The following is an 11,497-nucleotide window of genomic DNA, read 5'->3' on the forward strand; positions in this document are numbered from 1 at the left end:
TGTCGCCCGCTCGATTGGCGGCTCCGGAGCATCGTCGTGGCTGAGCCGGTGCCGACGTTCGACGGCAAGGCCTTCGCCAAGGCGCTGAGCACCGCGCCCGGGGTGTACCGGATGATCGGCGCCGGGGACAAGGTGCTGTACGTCGGCAAGGCCAGCGCGCTGCGCAACCGCGTTTCCAGCTATTTCAACGCGACGCCGAAATCGACCCGGATCATGACCATGCTCGCGCAGACCGTGCGCATGGAAGTCACGGTCACCCGCACCGAGACCGAGGCGCTGATCCTCGAAAACGAGCTGATCAAGTCGCTGAAGCCGCGCTACAACGTGCTGCTGCGCGACGACAAGAGCTATCCCTACGTCCTGCTGACCAACGACGAATGGCCGCGCATCACCATGCACCGCGGGCCACGCTCGGTGCCGGGGCGGTACTTCGGCCCGTACGCCAGCGTCGGCGCGGTGCGCGACACGCTCAACCTCATCCACAAGCTGTTCAAGCTGAGAAGTTGCGAAAACAGCGTGTTCGCCAACCGCACCAGGCCATGCCTGCAATACCAGATCGGCCGTTGCAGCGGGCCTTGCGTGGGGCTGGTGTCGGCGCAGGACTACGCCGAGAACGTCCGCCGCGCGACCCTGATGCTGGAAGGCCGCAGCGACGATCTCACCGACGAGATCGGTGCGGCGATGGAGGCGGCCAGCGCACGGCTCGATTTCGAGGAGGCCGCCCGCCTGCGCGATCTGCTCGGCTCGATCCGCACCCTGCAGGCGCGCCAGTACGTGGATGGCCGTGCCGCCGATCTGGATGTCCTGGCAGTCGCGATGCAGGGCACGGCGGCCTGCGTGGTGCTGCTGGCGTTCCGCGACGGCCGCAACCTGGGCACGCGCTCGTTTTTCCCCCGCACCAACGGCAGCGACAACCCCGGCGAAGTGCTGGCCGCGTTCGTTTCCCAGTACTACGGCGAGCAGTTGCCGCCGGCGGAGATCGTGCTGGACCGCGACATCCCCGATCGCACGCTGATCGAGCAGGCCCTGTCGAGCGCGGGCGAGCGGCGCGTGCAACTGCGTTTCAGCGTGCGTGGCGACCGTGCCGGCTACCTCGACATGGCCCGGCGCAACGCGCAGATCACCCTCGCCAGCGAGCAGACCAGCCAGGCCGCGCAACTGGCGCGCGCGGAAGACCTGCAGAAGATGCTCGGCATGGACGAGTTGCCGCGCCGCATCGAGTGCTTCGACATCAGCCACACGATGGGCGAGGCGACCGTGGCCTCGTGCGTGGTGTTCGATGCCGAAGGGCCGGTGCGCGCCCAGTACCGCCGCTTCAACATCAGCGGGATCGAGCCCGGCGACGATTACGCCGCGATGCACCAGGCGCTCAGCCGCCGCTTCAAGCGCGCCATGGCGACTGCGGACAAGCCGGCCGGCGTGCTGCCCGACATCCTGCTGATCGACGGCGGTGCGGGGCAGGTGGCGCAGGCGAAGGCGGTGCTGGACGAGCTCGACATCCACAGCGTGGTGCTGGTGGGCGTCGCCAAGGGCCCGGCGCGACGGCCCGGCGATGAAGACCTGCTGTTGCCCGACGGCCGCAGCCTGCATCCGGGCGCCGATTCCCCCGCGCTGCAGCTGGTGCAGCAGGTCCGCGATGAAGCGCACCGCTTTGCGATCACCGGCCACCGCGGGCGCCGCCAGAAGATTCGCAATACCAGTCGGCTGGAAGACATCCCCGGCATCGGGCCACGGCGACGCGGTAACCTGTTGCGGCATTTCGGCGGCCTGGGCGGGCTGAAAGCCGCCGGGGTGGAGGAAATATCCCGCGTGGATGGCATCAATGCCGCCCTTGCCGAACGCATCTATGCGACCCTGCACGGGCTTGACCCCGTCACCGGTGGGCCGGGCAGTGACGCGACACGGAGTGACGGATGAAGTTGACGGTACCCACCATGCTGACCCTGCTGCGGATCGTGCTGATCCCGGTGCTGGTGTTGGTGTTCTATCTGCCATTCAAGGGTGCGAGCGTGGCGGCCGCGGCGATTTTCGCGTTCGCTTCGTTCACCGACTGGGCGGACGGCTGGATCGCCCGCCGCTACAACCAGTTCTCCGCATTCGGTGCATTTCTCGACCCCGTTGCCGACAAGCTGATGGTGGCCGTCGCGCTGATGCTGACCGTGCAGAAGCATCCGACCGTGTGGATGGCGCTGTGGGCGGCGGTGATCATCGGCCGCGAGATCGCGGTGTCCGCGCTGCGCGAATGGATGGCCGAGCTGGGCCAGCGGGCGAAGGTGAAAGTCGCCACCATCGGCAAGGTCAAGACGGTTGTGCAGATGATCGCGTTGATCTTCCTGCTGTACCAGGCGCCGCTGTTCGGCCTGCCGATCTTCACCATCGGCGAATGGCTGCTGGCCGGGGCCGCGCTGCTTACTCTGTGGTCGGGTTTCGCCTACCTGCGGGCCGCGTGGCCTTCGCTCAAGGCGGATGCAGAAAATAGTTGACACATTTTTTTTCGTGCCTACAATGTGCGGCTCAGTCAGCGGGAATAGCTCAGTTGGTAGAGCACGACCTTGCCAAGGTCGGGGTCGCGAGTTCGAGTCTCGTTTCCCGCTCCAGATCCACCACTTCGGTTACGCCGGGGCGGGAACGAAACAAACCCCGTTCGCGGGGTTTTGTTTTATCAGGCGGTTGCCTCGCGCAACCGTGGTCGCAGGCGGTATGCTTGCGACGCGCGTCATCCGGCCGGGTGGCAGAGTGGTTATGCAGCGGACTGCAAATCCGCGTACGCCGGTTCAATTCCGACCTCGGCCTCCATATTGAAACCGCGCTCCGGCGCGGTTTTCTTTTGTCGCGACCCATCCGCCCGGATGGCGGAACTGGTAGACGCAACGGACTTAAAATCTGTTTTGTCAAGTCCTTTCTGCTAGAACTACCGAGCCAGAAGGTCAATAGTGACAACGGTTTGCGGGCATCCGAGCTGTAGCTTTGCAGCTAGGCTTGACGGCCAGGGGCCAGCTAGGCGCCAGTAGATGGAGGTAGGTGTTTTCAGTGCGTTGAGCACTACGCCCGAGTGGTGAAATCGGTAGACACAAGGGACTTGAACAATTTGAGCCTTCGGGGGGAAACGCCCGAAGTGAAGCCCGTCAAAGTCGGCGAACGCCCTGGATGCTTTTGCATCCGAGCCAACGCCGAGCCAAGCCCAAGCTACAGCTTGGGAAGGTGTAGAGAGCAGACGGCGGGCACCTACGGCCGCAAGGCTATGGTGAAGGCGTGCTCCAGACCACGAACGCCCTGCGTTTGAGCAGGGCGGCGGCGAAAGTCGAAGTGGTAAGAAAATCCCTCGCCGAAAGGCGTGCCGGTTCGATTCCGGCCTCGGGCACCAATCCAGAGCCGCCCCTGTTCACGCAGGGGCGGCTTTTCCGTTCTTGGGCTGTGTGCGCTTGAATCCCCGATCCCCCGCCATAAACGCCTCCAGCATGTGCGGGATCAACTTCTCTGCATCGACCGCCTCGCCATACGCCTGCGCGTGCAGCGCGGCGTAGCGGTCGAGGTCGGCTTTCAAGCTGGCCGGGCAGGCAAAGGTCAGTTTGACGCTTTCGGTCTTGGGCAGCGGCCCGAGCCGCAGCTTCTTGGTCGTGCTCATTGCGAAGCTCCCCGATTGAAGAACAGCGGCTGGTACGGCCGCAGCACCAGATCCCGGTTGACGATGATTCGCACGGGCAGGCCAGGCCGCTCGGTCAGCGTCGGCTGGATGTTCATGTTGCGTCGGGTGATCTCCTGGCCGACCTGATTGATGCTGTCCTGGGCGCTGTCACGCCCGGCGATGACGATGCGGTTGCCGTCTTGGCGGTTCTCCGGCGCGGCCAGTTCTGCGCCGACGCCCAGCAGCGTCGTCAGCACCGCGCCCGCGACGATGCGCTTCCAGTGCCAGTCCACATCGTCTTCCAAGCCGGCGTAGCCGGCTGGATCGGTGCCCACAAGGTTGTCGAGCGTCAGCGAAGACGTGTCCGGCAGGATGACCCGGTTCCACACCACCTGCACACGGCTCTGCCCGTAGCTGACCTGGCTGTTGTAGCGCCCAAGGATGCGCGATCCCTGCGGGATCAGCAGGAACTTGCCAGTTGCCGTGTCAAAAACCGGCTCCGTCACCGTGGCGATCACGTCGCCCGGCAAGTCCGACTTGATGCCCGTCACCAGCGCGCCCGCGATCACGGTTCCGGCCATCACCTGATAGGGCGACGCCGGCAGCGCCAGATTGCCGGAATTGCGGGTTTCCGTAGAGCCGGCTTTCAGGAACGCCTCTTTCTGGTCTTGCCGGTTCTGTACGGCGGTCGGGTCGGCAGGCTGCGTCGCCACCGATGCCGGCCCGGCCGCGAGTGGGTCGAAGGCCGCGAGCGCGCTTGCACCACCAGGCGCACCCGGTGTCGCCTGCGCCACGGTCGCGGCGGCTTGGCCTTGGCCGCCCGAGCGGAAGAACACCGACGAAGCCGCAGCGGCTTCCGCCTCCTTGCGCAAGGCATCGTTGGGGTCGTGGCCGGGGGCCGCGTAAGCGGCCACGGCCGGCTGCTGCGAGTTCACGATGGCAGGGCCGAGGTCGCCCGGCAGCGGCGGCCCCAGCTCGGGCACCTTCGGCGGCAGCTTCGAGTAGTCGGCCGGCAGACCATCCAGCCCTTCGGACTTCGAGACGCGATCGACGTTGTATAGCTCGGTCTGCTCGTCGGCGCTGCGCCGCTGCGGTTGCAGCGACCAGATCGTGGCCCCGAGCACGGCGACCGAAAGGCCGCCGACGAGGATGGCCAGCGTGCGCCGGTTCAGGCGAGTGACCGGACGCGGCTGGGCGCGCAGCGCCACCGCTTCCGGCGCGACCTTGCCTGCCTGCGGCATGGCGAGGTCGGGGGTGTCGTCCTGGCTCATGGTCAGTTCCTCCGCGCAACGCCGTCCGTGCGCTCAATTCGCACCACGTCGCCCTTGTCCCCGCCCAGGCGCAGTTCGGCGGCACCGAACAGCCGATCCACGATGTAGTACGGCGAGCGGAAGCGGTAGTTGACCAGTTGCCCGTCGCCTTCCGGCCCGATCACGAACAGCGGCGGCAGCTCGCCTTGCGCGATGCCGGCGGGGAACTGGATATAGACCTTCTGCCCGTCGTCGAATGCGCGCAGCGGCTTCCACGGCGGGTTGCTACCGCTGACCGCGTAGCGGAAGCGCAGGTTCTCCAGCGACAAGCCGGAGTCCACCGGCGCGGCGGCGCTGGCCGCCTGCGCCTGGCGCTGCAAGGCCAGCATCCGGTCACGCGGATACTCCCAAGAAGCCGACGCCATCCATGTCTTTTCCGTCGAAGCCAACTCCAGCAGGTATGTCCTGCGGTTGGTGGTGATGACGAGATTGGTCTTGAGGCCCGAGCGGATCGGCTTGACCAGCACATTGACGCGCAGGTCAGCACCGCTGCCGCTCGACGTATCGCCCACGATCCAGCGCACGGTATCACCAGCGGCCACCGTCACCAGCTCCTCGCCCGGCTGGAGCGAAATCACGGTCACGCGGCCCACGGCTGCATAGACTTGGTAGAGCGCGCCATCGGTGAACGGCCACACCTGAATTGCGTTGACGTATCCCTCGCGCGTGGGTGCGACGCGCGCCTCGGCATTGGCCCGAGAGACGCGCACCTTCTCGTCGGCTGGCTCCGGCGTGGGCTTGGCGTCCTCGGCTTCGGGCAATGGCTTCAACTGCGCCGGCATCGGCAGCACCTCGGGCACCGCCACCACCTCCACCGGCGCGGGTGGCTCGGGTAGCGGCTGGGCCTGCACTGGCTCATCGAGCGAGATGGTCGGCGGTGGCTTGCCCTGCGTGGCGCAGCCCGCCAGGGCAAGCAAGATCACCGGCAAGGCGGATTTACGGAAAAGATCATTCATGGCTTGGCTCCTTCGGAAGAATCCAGTTCGCGGCTCCACGACAGGCCGTTGACGTAGATGCCCAGGGGGTTCTTGCGCAGGCGTTCTTCGGTGCGCGGCGGCTGGAGCACGATGGACACCACGGCCGTCCACCGCTCCAAGCCCGCCGCGGCGCCGTTGACGTAGCGGCGTTCCGTCCAGCGCACGTTGAAAGACGTGTCGCTGGCGCGCACGACGCTGGTGATCTGCACCGTCACCGACTCCTTGCCGATGCGCGCGAACGGGTCGTTGACCCGTGCGTAGTCGTTGAGCACGGCCGCGCCCTTGTCGGTCGTGTAGTCGTAGGCGTCCAGCCAGTTCTGGCGGACGACGATGGGGTCGATAGACAGCGAGCGCACCAGCGTCACGAAGCGCGCGATGTGGTGCGCGGTCTGCGCATCGTTGGGCCGGTATGGCGTGGCGGCTTCGCCCACGGCGCGTACCTGGCCCGCGTTGTCCACCTCCACGACGTAGGGCGTCACGATGGATTGCGCCGAGCGCCACACCAGGCCGCCGGCCATCAGCAGCGCAAGCGTCAGGCAGCCGAAGGCCATCAGGCGCCAGTTCTTCGCCTGCACGCGCGGCGAGCCGATGCGCTCGTCCCACACCTGGCCGGCAGCTTGGTACGGCGTGGCAGGCTGCGGCGTGTCGGCGTAGCGCACCTGCGGTTTCTTGAATCGCATGGTCAGTTCTCCTTATGAATCGGAATCGCGCAGGCTCGGCCCCTGGCCGGAGCCGCCGCCATCGCCACCGCGCAGTGCGTGGGCGGTGGTGGTCGCGGCGTGGGTGAGTTGCTGGCGGCGATGCAGGCGCTTGGCCCAAGCGGGCTGTTCCTGTGTCTGCGCCGTAGCGGCGCCGGATGCGGCCTCGCCTGCGGCACCCTGACCGGATGCCGCGCCCGCGCCGCCATCGGCAGCAGCGCCATTCCAGCCAGCGCGGAAGGGAGCGGCCATGCGTTGCCCGGCAGCGGAAGCGCGGGATGCAGCGCCTCGCCCGGCTGCCTGCGCGCCGGTCTTGGCGACGTTGCCCAGGCCCGCCATCGCGCCCTTCGCGCCGCCGCCAGCGGCGGCGGAACCGGCCTGGAACGCCGACTTCGCACTGCTGGCCGCCGACGTGGCGGCGCGCGCACCGCTACCGGCCAGCTTGGCGGCAGCCGGGGCCATGCGCGCACCAGCAGCCACGGCGCCACCCACGCCCGTCGCGGCGGCGCCGATGGCGACGGCCGTGCCGGCAGCGCCGACAGCAGCACCGGCCATTGCGCCAGCGCCGAGCTGCGGCGCACCGGAGACGAGGCCCGTGGCGATGCCGGGGCCGAAGATCCCGAGCGCCAGCAAGGTGAGCGAGGCCAGCATGATGACCAGCGCGTGGTCGATGGACGGCTCGGCGGGATGGACTTGGAACTGAGCGAACAAGCCCGAGCCGATACCGACGATCACGGCCAGCACCAGAACCTTGACGCCGGAGGCCACCACGTTGCCCAAGACCTTTTCGGCGAGGAACGCGGTCTTGTTCCAGAGCGCGAATGGCACCAGCACGAATCCGGCGAGCGTGGTCAGCTTGAACTCGATCAGCGTGATGAACAGTTGGATCGCCAGCACGAAGAAGCACAAGACCACGACCAGCCACGCGAGGAACATCACCACGATGGGGTCGAGGTTCACGAACACTTCGGGAAAGCCCGCCATCTCGCCGATCTGCTCCAGAATCGGCGCCCCGGCGTCGATGCCGGTTTTCGCCAACCGGCCAGGCTGCAAGAAGTTCTCCATCGTGATGGCCGAGCCGGTGGCGGTGATGCCCAATCCCGCAAACGAGCGGAACACGATGCTGGCCAGCCAGTTGAAGTTATTGATGATGTAGGCGAAGGCGCCGACGTAGAGCACCTTGCGCAGCAGCTTGGCGATCACGTCCTCGCCCTGGCCGGTGGCATGGCTCATGGCCCAATACAGGCCGGCGATCGTCATGTCGATGACGATCAGCGTGGCCGTGAGGAACGCCACTTCGCCCCGCAGCAGCCCGAAACCCGAGTCGATATAAGCGGCAAAGGTGTTGAGGAATTGGTCGATGATGGTCACGTCATTCATGGCGTGTCCTCCGGTTCGGCGGGAACGGCCGGCGCCATGCCATCGGCCGGTTCCTCGAAGCTCGGCGGGATCGGCGGCAGGTCGGCCAGCGTCTGGTATTCATCCGGCCCGGCCTGGCCGGAGAAGAAGCGCCGCCGGAAGGCTTCGGCGGCGACACGGCAAGCGTCCTCGCCCGTGGCCTGCCGGTCGGCCGCGCATTGCGCGCGCAATGCCTTCAGCCGCACGGGATCGGCGGCCAAGGCATCGGCAAGGTGGTCGGCCGGCTGCTCGCCGCAAGCGGCCAGCAGCGCGACACACAGGACGAGGACGCATCGCATGGCGGCCTCCCGTCAGTTGCCGTAGAAGTTCACGGACTGCGGCGTGTACGGCGTGCCGTCGCCCAGGAAGCGCCGCCGCACCTCGCGGGCGCGCTCCGTGGCTGCCGCCTGCCGCGCCAGTTCCAGCGACGCCGCCCGGTCTTGCGTGATCTGGAGCCGCTGCGACTGGATCGACTGCTTGGCCTGCAAGGCCAGCAACTGATTCATGGCCTGCATCGCCTGCAACGCACCTTCGGCCGACTGGCTCTTGCCCACGAGGTCGGCCAGCACGCTTTCGTCTTCGCCCAGGTTCTGCGACACCTGCGCCTGCATCTGCATGGTGGTCTGCAAGCCGTTGAGCGTGTTCCGCCAACGCTCCTGCGCGTCGCGGTACATCTGGTCGCCGCTGACGGTGGCGGCGTACTGTTCGGGATACAGGCGCGCGAGCTCCCGATCCAGATTCGTCACGTCGTAGGCCAAGCCCCTGGCCTGGGCGATCAGCCGTTCGGTTGTCGCCAGATTGGCGCGCAACTGGTTCACCACGCTGGACGGCAGGCTGGCGAGGTTGCGGGCCTGGTTCATCAGCATCTGCGCTTCGTTCTGAAGCTGCTGGATCTGGTTGTTGATCTGCTCCAGCGTGCGGATCGCGGTCAGCGTGTTCTGCACGAGGTTCGTCGGATCGACCACGACCCATTGCGCATGGGCGGTGGCAGTGCAAAGCATGGCCGCAATGGCGGCGGCGATAAGGCGCTTTTTCATGGCAGGTTCTCCAGGGGTTGGTCAGCGAGGGAACCCGGCGCGAAGCCGGGGAACGAGGGCAGCAGGTCGGCCGCCCAATCGAGGCCGCGATGGCGCAGCCAGGCGCCCGCGAAGCCGGGCACGCCGGCGTCCAGCAGCACGCGGTCTATGTCGCGCTGGTCTTGCGGCGTGGAAGCGCCCGCAAACGCCAGCGCCGCTGGCCCCAGGTCGAGGTCGAACAGGCGGTTGCCGAGGCGGGATTGGTAGTAGTAGTCGCGCTTGGGCTGCGCGGTGGCGACGATTTCGATCTGCCGCCTGTTGAGGCCGAAGCCCTCGTAGATCGTGCGAATCTGCGGCTCAGTCGCCTGCGGGTTCGGCAAGAAGATGCGGCTTGCGCAGCTTTCGATGATCGCGGGCGCGATGCTCGAATCCTTGATGTCGGCCAGGCTCTGCGTGGCGAAGATGACGCTGACGTTCTTTTTCCTGAGCGTCTTGAGCCACTGCCGGATGCGCGCGGCAAACACCGGGTCATCGAGGAACAGCCACGCTTCATCGAGGATCAGCAGCGTGGGCGCCCCGTCGAAGCGTTCATCGAAACGCGCAAAGAGGTAGTGCAGCACGGCCATGACGGCGGCCTTGCTGTGCATCAGCTCCTCCATCTCGAAGCACTGCACGTCGGCCATGCCCAGCCGGTCGTGGTCGGCATCCAGCAGCTTGCCGTGGGCGCCACCGAGCACATAGGGCGACAGCGCCTGCCGCAGCGTGTTCGATTGCAGCAGCACGGAAAGTCCCGTCATCGTGCGCTGCTCCACCGGCGCACCAGCGAGACTTCCCAGCGCCGACCAGATAGCCGCCTTCTCGTCGGGGCCGACCGCCACGCCTTCGTGCAGCAAGCGGCCTTCGATCCATTCGGCGGCCCAGGTGCGGTAGCCCTCACGGTCGATGCGCGCGAGTGGCTGGAAGGCGATTTCGCCATCCGTGCCGAGGTCATAGTGCTCACCGCCCAGGCCGAGGATGGTGACGCGCATGGAGCGGCCCATGTCGAAGGCGAAGATGCGCGAGCCGCGATAACGGCGGAACTGCATCGCCAGCGTGGCGAGCAAGACCGACTTGCCCATGCCGGTCGGGCCTGCGACCAGCGTGTGGCCCACGTCGCCGATGTGCGTCACCAGCCGGAACGGCGTGGCGCCGTCGGTGCGCGTGACGATCAGCGGCGGGCCATCGAGGTGGTCGTTCTTCTCCGGCCCAGCCCATACCGCCGACACCGGCATCATGTGCGCCAAGTTCAGCGTCGAGACGATGGGCTGGCGCACGTTGGCGTAGGCGTTGCCGGGGAGCGAGGACAGCCAGGCATCCACGGCATTGAGCGTTTCGGGGATGGTGACGAACCCGCGCCCCTGGATGACGCGCTCCACCATGCGCAGCTTCTCGTCTGCGACGGCGGCGTCCTCGTCCATGACGGTGACGGTCGCCGTCAGGTAGCCGAAGGCGACTTGATCGCTGCCCAGTTCCTGCAAGGCGGCGTCCGCATCGGCGGCCTTGTTGCTGGCGTCGGTATCGACCAGCGGGCTTTCTTGCTGGAAGATCGTTTCGCGCAGCAGCGCGATGACGTTCTTCCGTTTCGCAAACCACTGCCGGCGCAAGCGCCCCAACTCCTGTTCCGCCTCGGATTTGTCGAGGCACAAGAATCGTGTACTCCAGCGATACCCAAATCCAAGGCGGTTGAGGTCGTCCAGAATCCCCGGCCAGGTCGAGGTCGGGAAGCCGCGCACCGACACCACGCGCAGGTGCCGGTCGCCCAACATGGGCGCAAGGCCACCGACCAGCGGCGAGTCGGTCAGCAGCGCGTCGATGTGGAACGGCACTTCGGGCACGCCCACGCGATAGCGTCGCGTCGAGATGGTCGAGTGCAGATAGGTCAGCGTCTGGCTGTCGTCCAGCCAGGAGACTTCCGGCATCACGCCATCGAGCAGGTCAAAGACCCGATCCGTTTCCGCAACGAAGGATTGCAGCCGCTCGCGCCAGTCCACGCCATTCGTCGGCGTGTTCTCGTAGAGCATCTTGGCGGCTCGGGCGCGCGACTCCTCCGGCGGCAGGTATTGCAGCGTGAAGTGGTAGATGCTCTCGAAATGGCTGTCCGACTCCTCGAACGCCGCACGTCGTTCCTCGTCCACCAGCCACGACAGCGGCTCGGGAAACGAGGACTGCGGATAGCGCGATGCCCGCATCCGCTCGGCGTCGATATAGAAGGCCCAGCCAGAGCCGGTGCGGCGAAGCGCGTTGTTCTGCCGTGCCGCCGTGGCGATCAATTCGCCCTGCGTCGCACTGTCCAAGTCGGGGCCGCGGAACTGGAACGATCGTTGAAACGACCCGTCCTTGTTCAGCACCACGCCCGGCGCGACTAGCCCAGCCCAGGGCAGCCAGTCGGCAAGCAAGGCCGGGCGCTGGCGGTATTCGGCGAGGTTTAGCATGG

General features: G+C 66.8%; 10 protein-coding genes and 2 tRNA genes. 4 read left to right on the top strand and 8 right to left on the bottom strand.

What is annotated here, in order from left to right; genetic code table 11:
• Positions 1–36 precede the first annotated feature (36 nt).
• From uvrC to N792_RS05430, 4 genes are all read left to right on the top strand, one after another.
• Positions 37–1,917, top strand: a complete 1,881-nt coding sequence (uvrC, locus tag N792_RS05415) for an excinuclease ABC subunit UvrC (RefSeq protein ID WP_036193225.1) — start codon at positions 37–39, stop codon at positions 1,915–1,917.
• Positions 1,914–2,483, top strand: coding sequence for a CDP-diacylglycerol--glycerol-3-phosphate 3-phosphatidyltransferase (gene pgsA, locus N792_RS05420; RefSeq protein WP_036193226.1), 570 nt, complete (start codon positions 1,914–1,916; stop codon positions 2,481–2,483). Before uvrC ends, pgsA begins: the two co-directional genes overlap by 4 nt.
• Before the next feature lie 38 nt (positions 2,484–2,521).
• Positions 2,522–2,597 (top strand) — tRNA-Gly (locus N792_RS05425).
• Between the two features lie 125 nt (positions 2,598–2,722).
• Positions 2,723–2,796: transfer RNA gene (locus N792_RS05430), tRNA-Cys, on the top strand.
• Positions 2,797–3,382: 586 nt separating this feature from the next.
• On the opposite strand, the gene N792_RS05435 is transcribed toward N792_RS05430, so the two are convergent.
• The 8 genes from N792_RS05435 to trbE are packed head-to-tail and all read right to left on the bottom strand — an operon-like array spanning position 3,383 to position 11,495.
• Positions 3,383–3,625, bottom strand: coding sequence for a DUF2274 domain-containing protein (locus N792_RS05435; protein ID WP_036193229.1), 243 nt, complete (start codon positions 3,623–3,625; stop codon positions 3,383–3,385).
• Positions 3,622–4,896, bottom strand: coding sequence for a TraB/TrbI/VirB10 family type IV secretion system protein (locus N792_RS05440; protein ID WP_036193230.1), 1,275 nt, complete (start codon positions 4,894–4,896; stop codon positions 3,622–3,624). Before N792_RS05440 ends, N792_RS05435 begins: the two co-directional genes overlap by 4 nt.
• A 2-nt stretch (positions 4,897–4,898) precedes the next feature.
• A complete protein-coding gene (gene trbG, locus N792_RS05445) occupies positions 4,899–5,891 on the bottom strand; it encodes a P-type conjugative transfer protein TrbG (RefSeq protein ID WP_005304503.1) in 993 nt (330 codons plus the stop codon).
• On the bottom strand, positions 5,888–6,592 hold the full coding sequence (trbF, locus tag N792_RS05450; RefSeq protein WP_005304512.1) for a conjugal transfer protein TrbF: 705 nt from the start codon (positions 6,590–6,592) through the stop codon (positions 5,888–5,890). The genes trbG and trbF overlap by 4 nt, the downstream gene beginning before the upstream one ends.
• A gap of 12 nt (positions 6,593–6,604) precedes the next feature.
• Complete coding sequence (trbL, locus tag N792_RS05455; RefSeq protein WP_034011154.1) at positions 6,605–7,990, bottom strand: P-type conjugative transfer protein TrbL; 1,386 nt, start codon at positions 7,988–7,990, stop codon at positions 6,605–6,607.
• On the bottom strand, positions 7,987–8,307 hold the full coding sequence (locus tag N792_RS05460; RefSeq protein ID WP_036193232.1) for a hypothetical protein: 321 nt from the start codon (positions 8,305–8,307) through the stop codon (positions 7,987–7,989). The genes trbL and N792_RS05460 overlap by 4 nt, the downstream gene beginning before the upstream one ends.
• A gap of 12 nt (positions 8,308–8,319) precedes the next feature.
• Positions 8,320–9,045 carry a P-type conjugative transfer protein TrbJ gene (gene trbJ / locus N792_RS05465; protein WP_036193234.1) on the bottom strand — a complete coding sequence of 242 codons (726 nt, stop codon included), beginning with the start codon at positions 9,043–9,045 and terminating at the stop codon, positions 8,320–8,322.
• On the bottom strand, positions 9,042–11,495 hold the full coding sequence (gene trbE, locus N792_RS05470; protein ID WP_036193236.1) for a conjugal transfer protein TrbE: 2,454 nt from the start codon (positions 11,493–11,495) through the stop codon (positions 9,042–9,044). The genes trbJ and trbE overlap by 4 nt, the downstream gene beginning before the upstream one ends.
• Positions 11,496–11,497 lie beyond the last annotated feature (2 nt).

It is taken from the genome of Lysobacter concretionis Ko07 = DSM 16239 (assembly GCF_000768345.1).
GTDB classification, from domain to species: Bacteria; Pseudomonadota; Gammaproteobacteria; order Xanthomonadales; family Xanthomonadaceae; genus Novilysobacter; species Novilysobacter concretionis.